Genomic DNA, 20,947 nt, shown 5'->3' with positions numbered 1-20,947 from the left:
TCAAAACTTGCAACTAATTGATTACTGCAAACATACACAGTTCTAACGAATTGTAAGGAAACTTTTTTCTTAAAATTTGGCTGACAATTCTTTTTCCACTTAAATAAAAAGCTATATATTTGCATTCCAAAAAATTAATAGGTCCAAATCAATTATTTAATTAATTTATAGACATGACTAAAGCAGATATTGTTAGCGAAATTTCAAAAAGCACTGGCATTGACAAACAGACAGTGTTGAACAGCGTAGAATCTTTTATGGATATCGTAAAAAGTTCATTGTCTCAGGGCGAAAACGTATACCTGAGAGGTTTTGGAAGTTTCGTGATTAAAAAGAGAGCCCAGAAGACTGCTCGTAATATTTCAAAAAATACTACGATCATCATCCCGGAACATAACATTCCGTCATTCAAGCCGGCTAAGACTTTCTTGAACGAAGTAAAGTAATTTAGTTATTATAGTTTAATTTAAAATTTTAAAACAATGCCTAGCGGAAAGAAAAGAAAAAGACATAAGATGTCTACGCACAAGCGCAAAAAGAGACTAAAGAAGAATAGACATAAGAAGAAATAAGTCTATTTGAGTAACTCTGAAGAACAAACTTAATAAGAGACCTTTTAAGTTTGTTCTTTGCGTATTTAATAAGGTCTCACATTTTAAACACCTCTTTTTATAGTGATTAGTGAATTAGTAGTTGATGTACAACCCAAAGAGGTATCTATAGCCGTACTGGAGGATAAGAACCTTGTCGAGCTCCAAAAGGAAGCCCGCAACGTCTCTTTTGCCGTCGGCGATATATATCTGGGCAAGGTTAAGAAACTGATGCCGGGTTTGAACGCTGCTTTCATTGATGTAGGTTATAAAAAGGATGCATTTCTTCACTATCTGGACTTAGGTCCTAATTTCAACACCCAGCAGAAATTCCTCAAACAAGCATTAGGAGAACAAAAAGGAGATAAAAAAATCCCCACTATCTCTAAAATGCAGTTGCTTCCCGAAATCGAAAAAGACGGAAGCATCAGCAACGTGCTCAAAGTCGGACAGGAAGTGCTGGTGCAGATCGCCAAAGAGCCGATTTCAACAAAAGGTCCCAGGCTGACTTCCGAGCTTTCTTTTGCCGGAAGATACATCGTGCTGATACCGTTTGCCGATAAAGTATCGGTTTCCACAAAAATCAAATCGAGCGAAGAGCGTGCCCGTCTACGCCAACTCATCCAAAGTATCAAGCCGAAGAACTTCAGCGTAATCGTACGCACCTCTTCGGAAGGGAAGCGCGTTGCCGAACTCGATCATGAATTGAAGACATTACTGAAACGTTGGGAAGAGAACATTCCTAAGATCACCAAAGTAAAAGCTCCTGCACTCATCTATGAAGAGACGGCAAGAGCAGTGGCTTTGTTGCGCGACATTTTCAACCCCTCTTTTCAGAACATTTATGTGAACGATGCGGACATCTATCACAACATCCGCGATTATGTCAGCCTGATTGCTCCCGGACGGGAAGAGATCGTGCAACGGTATACCGGCGAACTCCCCATCTTCGACAACTTTGCAATCACCAAACAGATCAAGTCCCTATTCGGACGCACCGTCACGTACAAAAGTGGAGCCTATTTGATTATCGAACACACGGAAGCCATGCACGTTATCGACGTAAACAGCGGGAACCGCTCCAAAGGCAGCGATGCCCAGGAAAAAACGGCTATCGACGTGAACACGGCAGCAGCAGACGAAATTGCCCGTCAATTACGCTTGCGCGATATGGGTGGTATTATCGTAGTCGACTTTATCGATATGGCCGAAGCTGCCAACCGGCAGAAACTGTTCGAACATATGACGAAAGCGATGGCTAATGACCGGGCAAAACATAATATTCTGCCACTGAGCAAATTCGGCCTGATGCAGATCACCCGCCAGCGTGTCCGTCCGGCAATGGATGTCGATACATCCGAAGCCTGTCCGACCTGTTTCGGCACAGGCACCATCAAACCCTCTATCCTGTTTACCGACAGCCTGGAAGGAAAGATCGACTGCTTGGTCAACAAACACAACGTGAAGAAATTCGCCCTGCACGTACATCCTTATGTTGCAGCATTTATCAAGAGCGGAAAATTCCCGCTCAGTTGGAAATGGAAACTGAAATACTCGATGGGTATTAAAGTGATTCCGAATCAAAGTCTGGGCTTCTTGGAGTATAAATTCATCGACTCCGACAAGAACGAACTGGACATGATGGAAGAGAAAGAAATCAAATAACATAAAAGTCCCCGGATCTCATAAAAGTTCGGGGACTTTTTTTAATGAAAGAAAATATCAATGAGACGTTTTTATATTTGGCTATGGCTGCTCATGCTGGTCTGCGGCAGCTGCACGAAAGAGAAACAAGAGTTGAGTGTATTGCACTTGAACATCTGGATGGAAGGAACAGTCGTCAAAAACGGCTTCGAGGCCGTTGCGGATGAAGTGGCCCGGATAGATCCGGATATCGTGATGTTCAGCGAAGCCAGCAACAAGGAAGGCGCGTTGTTCGTTCCCCGCATGCTGGACGCTTTGCGCGAAAGAGGGAAAATCTATTATGGACAAGGCAGTTCGCTGGATGTCGCACTGCTATCCAAATACCCCATACTGGAACAAACGGAAAACATTCCGCATAAAGACCGGGTATTAAGGACCCGTTTGGATGTGAACGGCAAGCAGGTAGTAGCCTATACAGGGCATTTGGATTATACGCATTACGCCTGTTACCTGCCACGTGGATACAGCGGTGTGACATGGAAAAAACTGGAAACTCCGGTAACGGACAAGGCTGAAATCGAAAAAGCCAATAACGAATCTTTGCGTGACGAATCCATTCGGCTCTTGATAGAAGACGCCACAAAGTCAGATGCCGATTTCGTAATCTTGGGCGGTGACTTCAACGAACCTTCGCACTTGGATTGGACGGAAGAGACGAAAGGGCTTTGGGATCACAACGGGGCGGTAGTCGATTGGGTCTGCTCCAAATTATTATACGAAGCCGGCTTCCGCGATGCCTATCGCGTCAAATATCCGAATCCGATCACCCATCCCGGCTTTACCTTCCCTTCGGACAATCCGGCGATGCCAGTCGAACGGTTGACCTGGGCGCCGGAAGCGGATGAACGCGACCGCATCGATTTTATCTATTATATACCGGCAACCGGTTGGGAAGTGGAAGACGCCGTCATCGTCGGTCCCAAGTCCTCCATTATCCGCAGCCAACGTGTCGAAGAGGACAGCCAAGATACTTTCTCAACTCCGGCAGACATTTGGCCGACGGACCACAAAGGAGTGTTGATCAAGTTCAGCTTTTAAGAGGCGGAACAGAAACAAACTCTCTGCCATAAAAAGGCGGTATGTCAAAATGTACTTATCCCCCGCATCAAGCACAGGAACAAGACAGTCTTTGACATACCGCCTTCTTTTTCCGGCTCAAAACCGATATCATTTCTTCGCTTTCGCCATATCCAGCGCCGAGGTCGTCGTGTAATACTTAGCCAGCATATTAGGTACTTCCCAATCCGGCAGTTTGCCTTCCTTCAGATAGTCAAGGAAATGTTCCGTCACTTGGCCGAAATGAGCTTCATGGCCTACACGGTATTTTGCGGGGATTTCGACTTGCCATACGCCATCGCCCACCTTATTCAATGCCACACCAGGATATTCGGCTGAAACCTTTTCCATAGAAGCGGTCAGGTCCTTTTCGTAAGCGGCCAGATCCACACCTTTCACTGCTTCGACAAACAGTTCAGGCTGATAGTTCTGTTCCTTGCCCTGGCGGATGACCAGGTCGGCCTTGCTACCCTTCATGACGGAGAAGTGGGTATCACCGCCACCTTTGGGGAAGGTATAATTCCAGATCACCGAAACCTTGGCTGTCACACCTTTGATCTTATAAACGATATCACCGTTGCAATAGACTTTCAATGTATCGTTTTCGACATCTTTCTTCAAGAAATCGGGATAAGCATCCGTCCCTGTCACCTGTTTGAACTCTTCCGGGCTGATAGAGGTAGTCCAGCGGTTGGCATCTATCAGTTCGATATCTTTCTTATAGTCGATGATCTGATCCGGGAAGGCTTCCCACTGCACCAGGTCGACCAGGTGAGTCGTCACATCCACAATACCTTCGCCCTGCTGGTTTACATCCAGATACCATACCGGACGCGTCAACGGCTTGTTGTCGACCAGCTTAAACAGATGGTGCACACTCTCTTTCACGATAGCCGGTTCTTCGGGAGAACCCTTCAACTGCTCGCCATAAACAGCCGGGATAGTAGAAAGCTCGCGCTGCAACATCGTAGTGATCTCATTCCGTTCGGTCATGATGTCATACAGCATGATGTTTTTCTGTTTGGCGATAGCGAAACATTCCTCCAGCAATTTAAAGCTCTGGCTGTTGATCGCCATCGGTTTGTCGGAAAGCACATTGATGCCGGCCTCAAGCGTCTTCTTTATGTATTCGGTCTTCTTGCCGTTGTTTCCTGCCTGGATCATCACGTTCCCCTTCTTCTCGGTCAACATTTTTTCCAGGTAATCATCTCCCGTATAAACGATTTCATTCCAAGCCGTCGGATTCTCCGCACGTGTGTTGAATCCCTGTATACGTTTCAAGTGCTCGTCCACGTCGAAACCGGTGGGTGCGTACACATAAACATCTTTAGAAACTTGCGGATAAGACACTTTCTGCACTAATGCGGCATGGAAATGTCCGGGATCGAGCGTGATCAACTTCACTTCTCCCGGTGCGCCGGTAAAGCCTTCGGCCGCCTTCTCCTGCTTTGTGTTGCAAGAAGCTCCGACCAACAAGGCTGCCATAGAAAATACAAGATAGTTTTTCATACTATTATAATTAAATTATTGATAAGCATTTACATTAGACTGTTTGCGACCACAAAGATAATATAAAAACAAAATCATCTCTATGACTTCGCTATAAAACAAGAAGATTTTATTCGACAATCACAGCTACCGGATTACTTTCGTCCACATGACAGCCAAGCTCCTCCACCGAAATTTCTCCTGGCTGCCCGAATGTTTGCCCTATATCTTATCATCAAGCTTTTTCCCCCTTTTCCCTCTCCCGTATGTACAGCTCCACCGCCTCATGTGCCAGGCGGCGGAACTCTTCTTCGCCGGCAAGGTCGTAAAGGAGGGCGACGAGGCGGGCGTAATAGCTCAGACGGAGGTCGCCCCTTTTTTAATCGCACCGTAGCTGCGGCTGCCGGCAGAGAGTTCGCTTTTGTAAAGACGTACGGTTATCCGGAAACGTCTCATCTGCTTTTCGACGAAAAGCCCCAACAGAGGGAACATAAATGTCGTTTTCATGTTATAAATATTTAATTATTAATATAAATATTAATATTCATTCATAATGAGCCCGGCATGGCGGGGACAACATGAATGGATAAATGCGTAAACTTGTCAAAAGTTTCAGAGGATGCTTCGGACGCTTCGTCCCCCGAACGGCACATCTGAACATTGAACAAATTTAATAAAACATTTTACATGGAAAACACATTCCGCCCCTCGCGCTTCCTCTCGCTCCGCGCAACCACCCCCTCTCCCTGCACATGGGAAGAAATCATGCAAGAACTGACCGGCGAGCGCCATGCCGCCACCACCACCCTGTTCCGCGCGCTTGCAGCCGGCGAAGGGCAAGACGCCGAAACGTCGAAACGGCAGCAAAGCCAGATCAAGCAGAACCAACCCGCCTTCGTCCCTTCCGTCCACTTGGAGGGAGGACGTTCCTCGAAGCACATCAAAGGCTATCCGGGCTCCATTATGGTGGACATCGACGGCATCCCCGAAGAGATCTTCGACGAGACCCTCGAACGGGTAAGGGCCGACCCGCACTCGTTCCTTGCCTACAAGACCTTGTCCGGACGCGGCATACGTGTCATCGCATGGATGGAAGGCGAAGTGACGGAAGAGAACTTCCCCGCAGCCTGGCAGACGGTAAACGCCTACTACGCCCGGCTCACCGGCATCGCCATCGACCGACAGTGCAAGAACGCCACGCGCATGTCCGTGATCTGCCACGACCCCGACGCGCTCTACCGTCCCGACGCCGAACGGATGAAGTTCGCCTCCCTACCCGACGCCAAGGCCGGACAAAAACAGGACATCGCCGCAGGAAAGAAACACAGAGGGCGGAAAACATCGGCCGCACGCGCCGAGAACACCGTACGCCGGCTTGTGGAAGAAGAGGGCGTACACTACGCAGCCGGCAGCCACAACGACTACATCAGCCGATGCCTCTACCTGATGAACCGTTTCGGCGTGCCGGAGGCCGAAGCCGAGGCGTGGGCCGTCGAACTGTTCGCCGACTATGACACGGCCTCCGTCCGCTCCACAGCCAAGAGCTGCTACGCCCTGACTGCCGAGCACGCCACAATGAAGCTCTCCGATGTCTCCCCCCGCAATGGAAACGGGCGGCAGCGCAAGGCCACCGTCGAAGAGATGGAGCGCTTCATCGGCGGCTCCATGCAACTGCGGATGAACCAACTGACACACCAGCTCGAACACCGCCCCGTCACCGAAGGCATCCCCGCACCCGACGGCTGGGCTCCCATGACCGACACGGTCGAGAACTCCCTTTGGTGCTCCATGCGCCGCGACGGGTTGGAGGCCGACCTCTTCCACCTGCGCACGCTCCTGCTCTCCGACTTCGCGCCCCGCTACCACCCGTTGGAGGAGTTTCTCGAAAAGGCGGGACCGTGGGATGGCGTGACGGACCATATCGGCAACCTGGCTGCAATGGTGCACCCCGCCGACGGCGACACCGATCGTTTCGACCTCTGTTTCCGCCGCTGGTTCGTCGGGATGGTCACCGCCGCGCTCGATCCGAAGGTGGTGAACCACGTCATCCTCGTCCTGATCGGGCGGCAGGGATGCTTCAAGACGTCATTCTTCCAGAACCTCCTGCCACCCGTCCTCAGACGCTACTATGCCTCCAAGACCAACTCACAACGGCTCACGAAGGACGACCTCTTCACCATGACGGAGAACTTGCTCGTCAATTTCGAGGAGATCGACTCCATGCAGCGCAGTGAACTGAACCAGCTCAAGGCCATGACCACCACGCTCTACGTCAACGAACGTCCCGCCTACGGGCGCAACAAAGTACACCTGCCCCACGTAGCCTCGTTCTGCGCGACGGGCAACAACCTCCAGTTCCTCACCGACGACACCGGCAACCGTCGCTGGCTGCCGTTCGAGGTCACGGCGATCGACAACCCCTGGACCGCCCATATTGACTACGAAGGGCTGTACGCACAGGCGAAACACCTGCTCGACAACGATTTCCGCTACTGGTACAGGGACCACGAGATCGAGGAGCTGAACCTCGCGAACCGCCGTTTCGAAACGCCCAACCCCGCACGCGAACTGATCCTGATGTACTACCGCCACCCCGTCGATTACGAAAAGGGGACTTACGTCACCGCCAGCCAGATCGTCACCCGCTTCGGCGGTAGTATCCGGCTGAACGCGGTGCAGGTCGGCATAGCACTGAAAGAACTGGGGTATACCTGCACACGGACAAGACATGGCAATATCTGGCTGGTTGTCGAACGCACGACAGACGAGATGAAAAGCATCCTCCCTGAAGCGGACGACACAGATTTTCCTCCTTCCTCGGGTGATAGGTGATAGGTTAAATGCCCTTTTTGTAAAACTTTTCCGAGTTTGAATTAAAAAACGTCACCTTAAAGGCGGCGTTTTTTAATTCATTTTTCCTAAACTTTTACAGAAACGGGGTTCAACCTATCACCTATCACCATAAAAGACTGATAATCAAGAATGGCATTTTTTCGACACCCTCTTTTTATTTATTTCATGCAATAAAGTTTTATCTGTTACTTTTCTCTTGAAAGAAAAGTAACCAAAAGTTCAAGGCTTAACCGGCTGGGCTACTCCGGGCAAAGACTACGCTGTCGCCTGCGAAACTCGCTTGCGCTCAGACAGCGAACGAAGGGAACGGAGTAGCGAAGCAGGTTCGGCCTTGATCCTTTGGTTACTTTCGGATCAAGCCGAAAGTAACAGAAAAGCTATGCTTTAGCCCCCCTAACCCATAGCCTTAGCCCCCCTAAAGCTATGAGTTACGGTTCGCCGAGCGCCTCGACGATCTCCCGCACCTGGGCAGGGGTGTAGGAACGCGAACCGGGCAGCTTGCCAAGCTCGGCAAGACGGACGGCGAGGCCGGGATAATGGTCGATCCACCCGACCAGCTTCCGGTAGGCGGCCTTGGGGGTCAGGCAGGGGTTGTAGAGTTGTGCCAGCTCCGTACGACCGTAGCTGCGGATGCGGAAATCAGTCTGTTTTTCCATGTCTTCCTTGTTTGATTTATTTCTACGAATATACGAAAAAACAATGAATTTCAAGCTGTTTCAGGTGATAAAAAATATAGTTTTTCTATAATAGAACACCATATAAGCCAGAATAAATTAGTCTTAAAAAATATAACACGCAACTTTTCACCTCTCATTTTACCCTACAATGCGCACCTTCCACACCCCGTTTTCCCCCTATAACACGCATCTTTCCGGCAGAACTCCCCGCAACTCCCCCTTACGCGCAACGGCACAAGATGAGGGTGTTATCTTTGTTGTACCGGAAAGGGAAGAAAGGCAGGGCAGCTTCACCGGAACGGTATCGGTTTTTCATCCTAATTATCAACTTTAAAATCAAACAGACATGATTCGTTACAAGAAGTATCAGAACCAGACCAAGTCCACCCCGCTCAGCGGCAAGTGGCTGGCAAGGGCGGTGGCAGACGAGACACTCGACACGCGCGCTTTGGCCGAACACATGGCCAAGCACAACACGCCGTATTCGCAAGGCGCGATCCACGGGGTCCTCAAGGACATGACCTCCTGCATCAAGGAGTTGCTGCTCGACGGCAAGAACGTGAAGCTGGACGACCTCGCCATCTTCGGCGTGGGGATCCGCGGGAAACCTGCCGACACGTCGAAAGACTGGTCGGTCACTACCAACGTGGTCGGGCTGCGCCTCAAATGCCGCGCCACCGGAACCCTCGCCATCAACCAGCTGAAACTCGAAGCGCAGCTCAAGGAGCTTTCACCTTACGACATCGAAGGTGGCAATACCGGCGGTGGCGGCGAGGAGGAACGGCCGGGAGAACTTTAAGCAATCGACAAGAGAAGCCAAGAGAGACACAAACAAAGTCATGTGTCAAAAACTTCTCATAAATCATAATTCATAAATCTCATAATCCACAATTTCATGGAAGAAAAAAACGAAAAGAAATCCGTCTGGGGGATCATCCTCAAAGTAATCATCGTCGTGGCTACGGCCATCGGTAGTGCCTTCGGCGTTACGGCCTGCATATAAAGGACAGGGAGAGCCGCACATGAGACGCATCACGCTATTCATCATCCATTGCAGCGCCACGCGCTGCGGGCAGCCTTACTCGTTCGAGGATTGCCGCCGGGACCATATCGACGGCCGGCACTTCCGCGACATCGGCTACCATTACTACATCACACGCGACGGCCGGATACATCCCGGCCGGCCGCTCTCTCTGGAGGGGGCGCACTGCTTCGGTCACAACCGCCACAGCATCGGCATCTGCTACGAAGGGGGACTGGACGGCAAAGGCCTCCCCGCAGACACTCGCACGCCTGCCCAGAAGGCTGCCCTCACGCAGTTGTTGCAAGAGCTGGGCCGCCACTTCCCGGCAGCTCTCACCGTAGGACACCGCGACTTGAACCCCCAAAAGGCCTGTCCTTCGTTCGACGCAGCGAAAGAATACAAAAAAGACGCACCCCGTGGGAGGCCCTGAGGCCTCCGCGGGAATGCGTCTCGTTTACGCGGTGTTGTTATTGTGCGCGTTTTCCGTTATTCTTAAATAGCCGGATCAACAGGCTCGACTTTCAGCGGTTCCAGATTATCTTCTGCCCCCGGATAACCTATATTCTGATTGATCACGCCACCAGTATTGCTGGTAATAGCTGTTTCGGGAACCGGCCACAAGACGTGATGCACACTCATGCGATATTCGCCGTTCGGAATTTTAACTCCTTTGTTGAAGAAGTTGTTATGAACCATCACCCAGTCGAAATAGAAGTTTACGCCGGCATCTTTGCAGTTCGTTCCGACACCACCCGGTCCTGAGAAATTATCCAACTTATAGACACGTCCACCCAATGCTTCACAGGGTTTTCCGGTTTTAGCATACAAGTAGGAAATACGAACAAGTTCAACATGACGGTTCTCTTCGTAATACAATTCACGGGCACGTTCGGCCAACACTTCGGCAATACCGATATTTCCACTCAGCGGTTCAGCGCCCGCACGTGCACGAACCACGTTTAACATAGCAGCTTCGTTAGTCGCATCACCTTTCCAATAATAACATTCCGCCATCATCAGATAGACTTCGGCAGAACGATAGACATACCACGGTGTTTCACCTCCCTGAAGATCCTGCGTCTTCGTAGGATCCGGAACAAACACTTTGTAATGCGGCCACATATACCAGCAACGGATCGAATCGGCAACAGACAAATCGACAGGACGAATCAAATTTTGACCGTAATAGGGATTGTTTGTTTTTTTCAATCCAGGGTCGTTGTAACGCAAATCTTCCATCCGTCTCCAGCTATCGTGGTTGAAAGGACCGCGCAAATCGTTTTTCTCTTTTTCCCCCCAGATTTCATACTGATAATAGTTCGTCGGACGGCACGTACCGATACCACGTCCATATTTCGTATCATTATCAATTTCTGTATTTTTATCAGCTTCATCTGGTGCAATAGCTGTACCCGTCTTTCCGTCCGGTGTCTTAATCGCTCCCCCCTTCGCCCAATATGGCAATGCATTACGCATTGTATAGATACGGTTATCCTTATCCAGCGGTGTTGTTGTAGGATGAGCGACCACATACATGATACCCTCGGTGTTACTCATATCAATTTTTGCCTCCACACTGTGCAAGTCATGCATTAAATTGGTGTTCGGCTTCGTCTGGTTGCCCGTGAAACGCCCTGTCATCAACGGATGACGCCCGACTACTTCTTTCCCAACCGCTATGGCTCTATCAAAATCACCAACAGCCATGCATATCTTCATTAGCAAAACGCCACAAGCATCCTTATTAGCTCGTCCGCGAGGTTGAACCTCTGGAACCCATTGATAGGCGAACTCCAAATCTTTCTTACATTGCTCCAAGATGCTCCACCGATCGTAGCTATAGAAGTCCAACTTCGGCTCGGTGATTTCTTTGTCCAAATAAGGGACATCGCCAAATTGATGCGTCAACTTATAGTAGCGATAAGCTCTCTGAAAATAGGCGGCTCCCAACACAGCATTCCTCTCTGCTTCATCTTTATACTCGGCACCATCCAAACGACTAATGGCTATATTAGCATATTTGATTCCTTTGAATCCCTCTTCCCAATACCATTTGTTTTTACCTTTCATGTCGTTTTTCGTACGGGAAGGTAACATTTCGTTATCCAAATCAACCAAAGAACCACTTTCATCTGTTTTTCCATGGACTGCGATATCGGTCAAATACATTTCCGTCAAAATCGGAGCACCATCACCAAAAAACTCATGGCGCATATTACGTTCACAGGCTGTCAAAGCTGCATAAAGTCCAGCAGCATCCACATATGTATTTTCAGGTGAATAGAAAGAAAGGGGCTTCGGATCCAACCAATCACTACATGAATTTAACATTGGAAGGACTGCCAGCGCCAAAATCATACACTTTTTCTTATTCATATTCTTCTACGTTTATCAATTTAATTACAAAGTAAAGTTCACACCAAAATTCACAGTGCGCAAAGTTGTATCACCACCTTCCGGATCACCAAAATCCCAACCGGTAATCACAAACGGATTGCGGACGGCCAAAGAGAAACGCATATTTTGCACAGAAAACTTTTTCAGCAGATTATTAGGCACACTATATGAAAGCGTAATATTCTCCATACGGACAAATGTTTTCTTCACATAATTGTTTCCTTTATTGGTAGAACCAATACGTGCATAGTCATCCGTCGGGTTGTCTTTGGTCCAACGTGGAATATCGACAATCGTGTAACGGTCATACATCCCCCCTGTATTAGCAGCCCGGTTGAACGTACCATATTGCCCTATATGCGAATACATCATAAATGAAAGGCTCAAATTCTTGAAGAATACAAATTCATTACGCCAAGACCACACATAGCGGGGAGTTTTATAACCTTGAAAAGTTTTATCTTTCGTATCCAAAACTCCGTCTCCATTTTGGTCGACATATTTAAAGTCTCCAGGTTTGTTTCCGTACTTGGAAGCTTCCTCCTCTTCTCCTAACTGCCAAACACCATCACGTTCGTAATCCCAAATCTGCTCTGTATCATGGCCTATAAACCACTGGTTTTCATAATCATCGGCTTCTTTATATCCGATTACGTTACCCGCTTCATCCTTCACTTCCTCGACATCACCGTAAAGATGCTTGATCTTACGACGATTAAAAGAGAACGTTCCGGTCGAATTCCATGAAAAATTGTCACGATTGATCAAATTGGCGTTTAACGAAAGCTCAAAACCTCGATTTGTCAAAGCTCCTAAATTGGCCATTACACTTGCATATCCCAAGATGGAAGGTAGTGAACGGTTAACCAGCAAATCGTTTGATTCAGCCATATAAGTTTCCATACTACCACTCAATTTATCACCAAACAAAGAGAAGTCCAAACCTATATTGTAAGAAGCCGTACGCTCCCATTTTAACGAACTGTTCGGCATACGATTGATATATACCTGAGATGTCAGATATACATTTCCGTTTGGATCAACATAAGTATAAGCACCGGAATTCAATTGTGCCAATGCTTCATATTGGCCAATATCACGGTTACCGTTCTGTCCCCAAGAAAAACGCAGTTTACCATAATTCAACCAATCAGAAGTTTTTTCCATGAATTTTTCGGACGTGAATACCCAACCCAAAGCAACAGCCGGAAATACAGCATGCGGATTCATACTCCCGAATGCAGAATAACCGTCACGACGCACAGAAGCAGTCAGCATATACTTGTCCTTGAATGAGTAAAACAGACGTCCCATCAAAGCATCTCCGGTTTTATATGTATCTTCGCTAGAAACGGAAGGAGCAGTACCGGCACCAATATTATGAAAGCCTAATATGTCACTCGGAGAATAAAGTTTATTCTGGGCTACGGTTTTCCACCATTGACCTTTTTCGGCATTCTGCAAAAAAGTGGCTTCAACTCGATGATCTTCACCGAATTCTTTCTTCCAACGAAGAATATTATCAACCTGCCAATTAAATGTTTTTTCATTTTTACGCTCTGAACGACCTCCATCTCCAGCCCATTCCGGATGTTCTGCTGACTCATGATTCATATATTCATACCAGTGATAACGAGGCGTAAAGTTCATCTGATATTCGAATCCAAACGGAAGTTTTACGATTGCATACAGATTGGCATTCAAATCATGGTGAATGTCACGTCTGTCACGATACAAGTTATCGAAGAACGGATTCTTTGTATTATTATCTCCAGACGGATACATACGATAAGGACTGTCAAGAATATCAATATCATTTGTGGTAAATGGTGAGTTATGTTCGCGCTGCTCCACATCAGCAGCCAAATAACCACCTAAGCGAGTCGCGAACTGAGCGTTCAAACCCACTGTCAAGAAAGAAGTCACTTTGGATTCCAAGTTCAAACGGGTACGCAAATTACGATAACGATCTCCCACTTTTACACCTTCTCTATCAGCATATCCCATTGACCAATAATAACTGAAATCTTCTTTACGATTGGAAAGGCTGACCGTATAATCCTGTTGTAGACCAGTCTGATAAACAATATCATCCCAATCAGTCTCCACTCCATTCAAATAGTTTTCGATTTCAATCGTTTTAAAATTCAAACGGGTCAACCATTTATTAATCATAGTTTTTTCATCAGGCAATGCAGAAACAGGTGTCTGTTGGTCATAATTATACCAAGCCAACGGATCTATGCCTGCTGCTGCTAAATTTCTCGGATCAGCAAACTTTCCCGGCTGTGCAACCATTTCGGCTTCAGTCATCAAACTTTCACCATATTCCTGTCTGAATTTGATAAAACCGGCACCATCTACTGTTTTAGGTAAACGAGCATTGCTTACCATACCAACATTAGCATTAAATGAAATAACCGGCTTACCCGTTTTACCTTTTTTAGTTGTAATGGCTACTACACCATTAGCAGCCTTGGCACCATAAACAGCAACCGAACTGGCATCTTTCAAAACATCGATACTTTCAATATCCATCGGGTTGATGTCCTGCAACGAACCATCATAGATCACACCGTCAAGAACCAGCAAAGGTGAAGAACCTGCTTTCAAAGAGTTCTTACCACGAACTTGCAGATCAGCTGTGCCAGCAGCATCAGTCGACATTGAAATTGATAAACCGGCAGCACTAGCACGTAACAAATCTTGAACTGAACGAGGCGCTTCAACCTCCATCTTCTCCGCTTTCACACGCGAGATCGCCCCCGTCAAGTCCTTCTTCTTGGCCGTGCCGTAACCGATCACAACCACTTCTTCCAGCTCTTCCGTGTCTTCTTTCATCGTCACGTTGAGCGTTTTCTGATTCCCAACCGGAATCTCTTGGGAGATATAACCGATGTAAGAGAACACTAGGATGGTTTTGCCCCCTTTTACAGAAACACTGTACTTACCATCCACATCCGTGATGGAACCATTGGTCGTCCCCTTTTCCATCACGTTCACGCCAATCAGAGGTTCACCCGACTGGTCTTTTACGACACCGGTAATCGTCACATTCTGAGCAAAAGACTGGGTAACAAACAGCCCTAACAGAATTGAAATCAAACCGAATCGTAGCAAAAAATTCAATTTACACTTTTGCATTTTGATTTTAGGTAATATATTAGACATAAAAAATCACAACAAAAAATTCCACTAAGACATTAACTGTCTGCAGAAAACCAAAAGGAAATATTTGAGAATAAAAACAAAGACATCATGATATTACATTTAATTCTTACTTCAGTTCTTAAGGAACTGTGGTGTGATAAATCGTTTTTTTTGTGTTTAAATAAAAAATTAAGTTTGCATTTTCTAAATAAAGTGTGTATGTTTGCGGCCACAAACAACAAAAACTTGAGTGAGTGTTAATTTTTTATCTACAAATACCACAGTTCCTTAAGAACTATAGAATAATAAAGGCCTATAACATTTCATGCATAACCCGTCATATCTTTCACATGACGGCAAATGTCTAAACTGACGTATTGTCACACTTCCTGCCACCTGAACTTTTACAAACCTATCCTTGTTACTTTGGCATACGATTTGTAGAACAGTTAATGCAGCTCGAAAGAGAAAAGCAAGTACAGGAAAATAATAACAATTAAAATAATAGAAAATTATGGGAAAAATTATCGGAATCGACTTAGGAACAACCAACTCTTGTGTTGCCGTACTGGAAGGTAACGAACCGGTTGTAATTGCAAACAGCGAAGGTAAAAGAACGACTCCTTCAATCGTTGCATTCGTTGAAGGTGGTGAACGTAAGGTTGGTGATCCTGCAAAACGTCAGGCTATCACAAACCCGGAAAAAACAATATTCTCTATCAAACGTTTCATGGGTGAAACCTATGATCAGGTTCAGAAAGAAATTGGTCGAGTACCTTATAAAGTAGTCCGCGGTGACAACAACACACCACGTGTCGATATCGAAGGACGCCTTTATACTCCTCAGGAAATTTCTGCAATGGTACTTCAGAAGATGAAGAAAACAGCTGAAGACTATTTAGGACAGGAAGTAACGGAAGCCGTTATCACCGTTCCGGCATACTTTAGCGACGCACAACGTCAAGCGACTAAGGAAGCGGGTGAAATTGCAGGCTTGAACGTTCGCCGTATCGTAAACGAACCGACTGCCGCATCTTTGGCTTACGGTTTGGACAAAACGAACAAAGACATGAAGATCGCCGTATTCGACTTGGGTGGCGGTACATTCGATATTTCTATCTTGGAATTAGGAGACGGTGTGTTTGAAGTAAAATCCACAAACGGTGACACTCACTTGGGTGGTGACGACTTCGACCATGTGATCATCGACTGGTTGGCAGAAGAGTTCCTGCGCGAAGAAGGCGTCGACCTGCGTAAGGATCCGATGGCTTTGCAACGTTTGAAAGAAGCGGCCGAAAAAGCTAAGATCGAATTGTCAAGCACGACAAGCACGGAGATCAACCTGCCGTATATCATGCCGGTAAACGGTGTTCCAAAGCACTTGGTCAAGACACTGACACGTGCAAAATTCGAACAGCTTGCAGACAGTCTGATCCAGGCTTGTATCGAACCATGCCGTCAGTCTTTGAAAGATGCAGGTTTGAGCACTTCCGACATTGACGAAGTCATCCTCGTAGGTGGTTCGACACGTATTCCGGCTGTACAGGCCATCGTTGAGAAGTTCTTCGGCAAGGCTCCGTCAAAAGGTGTTAACCCGGACGAAGTGGTAGCTGTAGGTGCTGCTATCCAGGGGGGGGTATTGACAGGTGAAGTAAAAGACGTTCTGTTGCTCGATGTTACTCCGTTGTCACTGGGTATCGAAACAATGGGTGGTGTAATGACCAAGCTGATCGAAGCCAATACGACTATCCCTACCAAGAAGTCTGAAACATTCACGACTGCCGTTGACAACCAGCCTTCTGTAGAAATCCACGTATTGCAGGGCGAACGTTCACTGGCTAAAGACAACAAATCGATCGGCCGTTTCCACCTCGACGGAATTCCAGCCGCACAGCGTGGCGTTCCTCAGATCGAAGTTACTTTCGATATCGATGCAAACGGTATCTTGAACGTATCGGCTAAAGACAAAGGAACCGGCAAAGTACAGAGCATCCGTATCGAGGCTTCCAGCGGTTTGAGCGACGACGAAGTAAAACGTATGAAAGAAGAAGCTCAGGCTAATGCCGAAGCAGACAAGAAGGAAAAAGAACGCATCGACAAACTGAACCAGGCCGACAGCATGATCTTCCAGACCGAAAAACAGTTGAAGGATCTAGGCGACAAACTCCCGGCTGACAAGAAGGCTCCTATCGAAACAGCCCTGAACAAGCTGAAAGAAGCTCACAAGGCTCAGGATATCGCTGGTATCGATGCAGCTATGGCAGAACTGAACAGCGTATTCCAGGCAGCAAGCCAGGAAATGTACAATGCCCAGAACGCCCAAGGTGGCGCACAACCGGGTCCTGACTTCGGTCAGCAGGCTGGTGGCAACGCCGGCAACAACAAGCAGGATGGTGGTGTAACGGATGTTGACTTTGAGGAAGTGAAATAAACATATATTTTCACATAACACAAAAAAGCGATTGCCGGTTATTTCCGACAATCGCTTTTTTGTGTTCAAATCCGAAATCCTATCAGGGAAATATCACTTGATCTCAAACGCATCCGCGTCCTTCCATGCAGGAAACTTCCCCCTTAGATCTTCCAGGTCTGCACGGGTAAGCGTACATGTGCGAGTGACCTCCTCACGCTTGCCGGCATCCGCCAGCTTTTTCCCTTTCGGAGAGAAGATCATGGAATCGCCCCGGTAAACAAAGCCCTTACCGTCGATCCCTACCCGGTTCACCCCGCAGACATACGCCATATTTTCCATTGCACGTGCCTGGAGCAACGTCTTCCATACTTTTTTACGCGCCTCGGGCCAGTTGGCGACATAGATCAACAGATCGTATTCGTTGTCCACGTTCCGGCTCCAGACCGGGAAACGAAGATCATAGCAAACTTGCAAACAGATATTCCAGTCCTTATACCGTACGATCGTCCGTTTATCCCCGGCTGTGAAATGCTGGTCTTCGCCCGCCATCCGGAACAAATGCCGCTTGTCATACAAATAAGTTTCACCTTCGGGCGTGACGAAAAAAGCACGGTTGAAATATTTCCCGCCTTCTTTTGCAATGAAACTACCTGCCACAGCAAGCTTATATTTCTTCGCCCACCCCTTTATAGTAGGAATAGTAGGCCCATCCATCGTGTCGGCCAGCTTTTCCACATCCATAGAAAAACCCGTTGTAAACGTTTCCGGCAAAACGGCTATGTCCGTCTTACCGCTGACCCGCCGGAGCAGTTCTCCATAATAACCCAGATTTTCATCTCTGTCCTCCCAAATAATATGAGACTGGACCATACTGATACGCAAATTGTCTGCCATGATATTAAATTTGAACAAAGTTTTCCGGGTGACAAGCTGTCACTCCTCTGTAATGCTCACGGATATCACGGATATCTTTATCCGCATCACCCGTAGGATAGAATACCCCTTTAAAACCGGCCTCTTTCTTTTTGTAATCGAAATAAGCCATCAGGATAGGCACGTTGGCTTTCTGTGCGATATAGTAAAATCCCTTCTTCCAGTCATTCACCCGTTTGCGTGTACCTTCAGGAGTTACGGCCAGCTGGAATTCTTTCCGCCGATTGAACTGGCCAACCATCTGATCCGTCACCGAAGTCCGCTTACTGCGGTCAACAGGCACTCCGCCCAACCAGTCAAACAACAGGTTGAACGGAAAAAAGAACCATTCCTTTTTAATCAGGAAACTGGCGTTACGGCCAATCGAGGTATAAAACAGTTTTCCTACGATAAAATCCCAATTGCTGGTATGCGGAGCCACACATATCACACATTTAGGCACATCCTCCACTACCGGCCCAAGTTTCCAGCCGGCCAAGCGAAGAAGTGCCTTACTTATAGCTTTCTTCATTCTTTACTTTCTATTTGCTCAACTCTCCGATTTCAGTTGCTATTGCATTTATTTCCGTTTGCAGGTCCGCCCGCAATTTACAATAATATTCTTTCACCCGTTTCTTGTTTTCTTTTCCGTCCGGACGGTTGGCACGGCGAATAAATTCATCTTGCATATCAAGTACTCTCGCCATAACCACGTCGGCTTTCTCCGAATTGACACCCGGAAGATACAGCTTACAAAACAAAGCTTCCGAAAACAAATCGCCAGCCACATAGCTGATGTCTCTCTTTAAAATTCTTCTTTTAGCCATAGTTGTTTACATTAAAATATCTACAAATCTACATAATTCATTCATTAAACAAACCCTATAGTTGAAAAAAAGACAAAAATTCGTATCTTTGTCACCCTAAAATATCTGATTATAAACAAAATCGTTTATGGATAATACAACAACAACGCCAGAATATCTTTTCGAGAGCAGTTGGGAAGTATGTAATAAAGTTGGCGGTATCTATACCGTCCTTTCAACAAAAGCGCATACGTTGCAACAATCGTTTAAAGATAAACTGATCTTTATAGGGCCCGATGTGTGGACCGATACAAACGCTCCCGACTTTATTGAAGATGATGTTCTGTTTGCTGACTGGAAAACTTATACGAAGACCACAGAAAATCTGAAAGTGAAAGTAGGCCGATGGAATGTTCCGGGGACACCTCCCGTAATCTTAGTGGATTTCAAACCTTTCTTCAAAGAAAAAGATTCCTTTTTCTTCTCGATGTGGGAAAGTTTCCGAGTGGATTCGATCCATGCGTACGGTGACTACGACGAGTCTTGTATCTTCGCTTACGCGGTAGGTAAGGTCATCGAAAGTTTTTATCATTTTTACAAGCTGGAAAACAAAAAGGTTGCCGCTCTGTTCAATGAATGGATGCTGGGAATGGGTGCGCTCTACATCAAAAAACAACTCCCCGCCGTCGCAACGCTCTTCACGACACACGCCACATCTATCGGCCGTTCCATCGCCGGAAACAACAAAGCCCTGTATGCTTATATGGATGGCTACAACGGCGACCAGATGGCCGGGGAGCTGAATATGGAGGCGAAACATTCGTTGGAAAAACAGACAGCCTTGCATGTGGACTGCTTTACTACCGTGAGCGACATCACTGCCCGCGAGTGTAAACAATTGCTGGACAAAGCACCGGACATCGTCACGCCGAACGGCTTCGAGCCCAACTTCGTCCCGTCCGACAAAGAATACGACAAGAAGCGTATGGCAGCCCGCCGCGACCTGCTCAACGTCGCAGAGAAACTGCTCGGATGCCCCATCTCACCGGATGCTTTCCTGGTTTCAACCAGCGGTCGCTACGAATACCGCAATAAAGGTATCGACGTCTTTATCGAAGCAATGAACCGGGTACGCACTTCCGGCAGGCTCCAGCGCGAAGTCGTCGCCTTCATCATGGTTCCGGCTTGGGTACGCGATGCACGTGCAGACCTGAAAGAAGTCATCGACAAGAACATACGCACCACCTCCCCCATGCAAATGCCCTTCGTCACGCATTGGCTGAATCAGATGGAACAGGACAAGGTGCTGAACTATATCTCCCATGCCGGCTTCACCAATTCAGCGACCGACAAGCTGAAGATCATTTTTGTTCCTTGCTACCTGGACGGACGCGACGGTATCCTCAACAAACCCTACTACGATCTGCTGATCGGTATGGATGCGACCGTCTATCCCTCCTACTACGAACCCTGGGGATACACTCCGCTGGAAAGTATCGCATTCGGGATTCCGACCATTACCACCGATCTTGCAGGTTTCGGTCTATGGGCTAAGAAGCATGTGACAGGCAACAACATAAGTGAAGGCGTAGCCGTCGTGAACCGTGACGATTTTAATTATTTCGAAGTAGCAGATGCCATCACGTCTTCGATCCTGGCACTTGCAGGAAAGGACAAAAAGGAAACGGCAGAGATCCGGAAACGCAGTTTCTGCCTGGCTGCAAAAGCAGAATGGAGCAAATTCATTGTCTACTATGAAGAGGCTTTCAGAATCGCTTTGGAGCATGCAAGCAAAAGAAATAATTAAAATACGCTCATAATTAAACAGATAATCTCTATCTTTGCAACGTTTTAGGCAAAAAAGAGATGATACAATA

At 47.2% G+C, this 20,947-nt stretch carries 17 protein-coding genes; 9 read left to right on the top strand and 8 right to left on the bottom strand.

The genetic code is table 11. From position 1 onward, the window contains the following. Positions 1-173 precede the first annotated feature (173 nt). From KTG12_RS05750 to KTG12_RS05740, 3 genes are all read left to right on the top strand, one after another. Positions 174-446, top strand: a complete 273-nt coding sequence (locus KTG12_RS05750; protein ID WP_005636204.1) for an HU family DNA-binding protein — start codon at positions 174-176, stop codon at positions 444-446. Between the two features lie 228 nt (positions 447-674). Continuing rightward, entirely contained in the window at positions 675-2,255 is a 1,581-nt protein-coding gene (locus tag KTG12_RS05745) for an Rne/Rng family ribonuclease (protein ID WP_005636200.1), read from the top strand. Positions 2,256-2,315: 60 nt separating this feature from the next. After that, positions 2,316-3,332 carry an endonuclease/exonuclease/phosphatase family protein gene (locus KTG12_RS05740; RefSeq protein ID WP_138272753.1) on the top strand — a complete coding sequence of 339 codons (1,017 nt, stop codon included), beginning with the start codon at positions 2,316-2,318 and terminating at the stop codon, positions 3,330-3,332. Between the two features lie 129 nt (positions 3,333-3,461). Here the strand turns inward: KTG12_RS05740 and KTG12_RS05735 are convergent, their stop codons facing one another. Together KTG12_RS05735 and KTG12_RS05730 are read right to left on the bottom strand one after the other, a co-directional pair. Continuing rightward, complete coding sequence (locus KTG12_RS05735) at positions 3,462-4,859, bottom strand: putative oxidoreductase C-terminal domain-containing protein (protein ID WP_138272754.1); 1,398 nt, start codon at positions 4,857-4,859, stop codon at positions 3,462-3,464. A gap of 336 nt (positions 4,860-5,195) precedes the next feature. Then, on the bottom strand, positions 5,196-5,345 hold the full coding sequence (locus KTG12_RS05730) for a hypothetical protein (protein ID WP_005651012.1): 150 nt from the start codon (positions 5,343-5,345) through the stop codon (positions 5,196-5,198). 180 nt (positions 5,346-5,525) lie between these two features. Here KTG12_RS05730 and KTG12_RS05725 point away from each other — a divergent pair, with 180 nt between their 5' ends. Next, the gene (locus tag KTG12_RS05725; protein ID WP_122115851.1) at positions 5,526-7,670 is read left to right on the top strand and encodes a VapE domain-containing protein; all 2,145 of its coding nucleotides are present in this window, start codon (positions 5,526-5,528) and stop codon (positions 7,668-7,670) included. A gap of 449 nt (positions 7,671-8,119) precedes the next feature. Here KTG12_RS05725 and KTG12_RS05720 read toward each other — a convergent pair whose 3' ends face one another. Further along, positions 8,120-8,347, bottom strand: a complete 228-nt coding sequence (locus tag KTG12_RS05720; RefSeq protein ID WP_005636174.1) for a DUF4248 domain-containing protein — start codon at positions 8,345-8,347, stop codon at positions 8,120-8,122. A gap of 367 nt (positions 8,348-8,714) precedes the next feature. On the opposite strand from KTG12_RS05720, the gene KTG12_RS05715 reads away from it, so the two are divergent. From KTG12_RS05715 to KTG12_RS05705, 3 genes are all read left to right on the top strand, one after another. Further along, a complete protein-coding gene (locus KTG12_RS05715; RefSeq protein ID WP_005636169.1) occupies positions 8,715-9,167 on the top strand; it encodes a hypothetical protein in 453 nt (150 codons plus the stop codon). A gap of 96 nt (positions 9,168-9,263) precedes the next feature. Further along, positions 9,264-9,371 carry a smalltalk protein gene (locus tag KTG12_RS22240; protein WP_005636167.1) on the top strand — a complete coding sequence of 36 codons (108 nt, stop codon included), beginning with the start codon at positions 9,264-9,266 and terminating at the stop codon, positions 9,369-9,371. A gap of 19 nt (positions 9,372-9,390) precedes the next feature. Beyond that, positions 9,391-9,822 (top strand): N-acetylmuramoyl-L-alanine amidase, encoded by a 432-nt coding sequence (locus KTG12_RS05705; RefSeq protein ID WP_138272755.1) that lies wholly within the window; start codon positions 9,391-9,393, stop codon positions 9,820-9,822. Between the two features lie 62 nt (positions 9,823-9,884). Here the strand turns inward: KTG12_RS05705 and KTG12_RS05700 are convergent, their stop codons facing one another. Beyond that, positions 9,885-11,768 carry a RagB/SusD family nutrient uptake outer membrane protein gene (locus KTG12_RS05700; protein ID WP_119216637.1) on the bottom strand — a complete coding sequence of 628 codons (1,884 nt, stop codon included), beginning with the start codon at positions 11,766-11,768 and terminating at the stop codon, positions 9,885-9,887. A 24-nt stretch (positions 11,769-11,792) separates the two neighbouring features. Then, the gene (locus KTG12_RS05695; protein ID WP_122203762.1) at positions 11,793-14,933 is read right to left on the bottom strand and encodes a TonB-dependent receptor; all 3,141 of its coding nucleotides are present in this window, start codon (positions 14,931-14,933) and stop codon (positions 11,793-11,795) included. Between the two features lie 520 nt (positions 14,934-15,453). On the opposite strand from KTG12_RS05695, the gene dnaK reads away from it, so the two are divergent. Further along, positions 15,454-17,370, top strand: a complete 1,917-nt coding sequence (gene dnaK / locus KTG12_RS05690; protein WP_119216636.1) for a molecular chaperone DnaK — start codon at positions 15,454-15,456, stop codon at positions 17,368-17,370. A gap of 93 nt (positions 17,371-17,463) precedes the next feature. Here the strand turns inward: dnaK and KTG12_RS05685 are convergent, their stop codons facing one another. Genes KTG12_RS05685 through KTG12_RS05675 form a run of 3 tightly spaced genes read right to left on the bottom strand, consistent with a single transcriptional unit; the run spans position 17,464 to position 19,091 of the window. Further along, positions 17,464-18,246, bottom strand: a complete 783-nt coding sequence (locus KTG12_RS05685) for an amidohydrolase (protein WP_022322904.1) — start codon at positions 18,244-18,246, stop codon at positions 17,464-17,466. Between the two features lie 4 nt (positions 18,247-18,250). Then, positions 18,251-18,796 carry a lysophospholipid acyltransferase family protein gene (locus KTG12_RS05680; protein ID WP_005635968.1) on the bottom strand — a complete coding sequence of 182 codons (546 nt, stop codon included), beginning with the start codon at positions 18,794-18,796 and terminating at the stop codon, positions 18,251-18,253. 10 nt (positions 18,797-18,806) lie between these two features. Continuing rightward, on the bottom strand, positions 18,807-19,091 hold the full coding sequence (locus tag KTG12_RS05675; RefSeq protein WP_005635966.1) for a hypothetical protein: 285 nt from the start codon (positions 19,089-19,091) through the stop codon (positions 18,807-18,809). A 127-nt stretch (positions 19,092-19,218) separates the two neighbouring features. On the opposite strand from KTG12_RS05675, the gene KTG12_RS05670 reads away from it, so the two are divergent. Then, positions 19,219-20,877 (top strand): glycosyltransferase, encoded by a 1,659-nt coding sequence (locus tag KTG12_RS05670; protein WP_022322905.1) that lies wholly within the window; start codon positions 19,219-19,221, stop codon positions 20,875-20,877. The last annotated feature ends 70 nt before the right edge of the window (positions 20,878-20,947 follow it).

Origin of the sequence: Parabacteroides sp. MSK.9.14, from assembly GCF_019041495.1 — a bacterium.
In the GTDB taxonomy this organism is placed as follows: Bacteria; Bacteroidota; Bacteroidia; order Bacteroidales; family Tannerellaceae; genus Parabacteroides; species Parabacteroides merdae.
Note: the sequence above shows the minus strand (reverse complement) of the source record. Positions and strands in the feature narration are given on the sequence as shown.

Coding starts and splice junctions, on each gene's coding strand:
- KTG12_RS05680 (WP_005635968.1), bottom strand. CDS start 18,796: ATGAAGAAAGCTATAAGTAAGGCACTTCTTCGCTTGGCCGGCTGGAAA.
- KTG12_RS05715 (WP_005636169.1), top strand. CDS start 8,715: ATGATTCGTTACAAGAAGTATCAGAACCAGACCAAGTCCACCCCGCTC.
- KTG12_RS05695 (WP_122203762.1), bottom strand. CDS start 14,933: ATGCAAAAGTGTAAATTGAATTTTTTGCTACGATTCGGTTTGATTTCA.
- KTG12_RS05730 (WP_005651012.1), bottom strand. CDS start 5,345: ATGAAAACGACATTTATGTTCCCTCTGTTGGGGCTTTTCGTCGAAAAG.
- KTG12_RS05740 (WP_138272753.1), top strand. CDS start 2,316: ATGAGACGTTTTTATATTTGGCTATGGCTGCTCATGCTGGTCTGCGGC.
- dnaK (WP_119216636.1), top strand. CDS start 15,454: ATGGGAAAAATTATCGGAATCGACTTAGGAACAACCAACTCTTGTGTT.
- KTG12_RS05720 (WP_005636174.1), bottom strand. CDS start 8,347: ATGGAAAAACAGACTGATTTCCGCATCCGCAGCTACGGTCGTACGGAG.
- KTG12_RS05685 (WP_022322904.1), bottom strand. CDS start 18,246: ATGGCAGACAATTTGCGTATCAGTATGGTCCAGTCTCATATTATTTGG.
- KTG12_RS05675 (WP_005635966.1), bottom strand. CDS start 19,091: ATGGCTAAAAGAAGAATTTTAAAGAGAGACATCAGCTATGTGGCTGGC.
- KTG12_RS05700 (WP_119216637.1), bottom strand. CDS start 11,768: ATGAATAAGAAAAAGTGTATGATTTTGGCGCTGGCAGTCCTTCCAATG.
- KTG12_RS05670 (WP_022322905.1), top strand. CDS start 19,219: ATGGATAATACAACAACAACGCCAGAATATCTTTTCGAGAGCAGTTGG.
- KTG12_RS22240 (WP_005636167.1), top strand. CDS start 9,264: ATGGAAGAAAAAAACGAAAAGAAATCCGTCTGGGGGATCATCCTCAAA.
- KTG12_RS05735 (WP_138272754.1), bottom strand. CDS start 4,859: ATGAAAAACTATCTTGTATTTTCTATGGCAGCCTTGTTGGTCGGAGCT.
- KTG12_RS05705 (WP_138272755.1), top strand. CDS start 9,391: ATGAGACGCATCACGCTATTCATCATCCATTGCAGCGCCACGCGCTGC.
- KTG12_RS05750 (WP_005636204.1), top strand. CDS start 174: ATGACTAAAGCAGATATTGTTAGCGAAATTTCAAAAAGCACTGGCATT.
- KTG12_RS05725 (WP_122115851.1), top strand. CDS start 5,526: ATGGAAAACACATTCCGCCCCTCGCGCTTCCTCTCGCTCCGCGCAACC.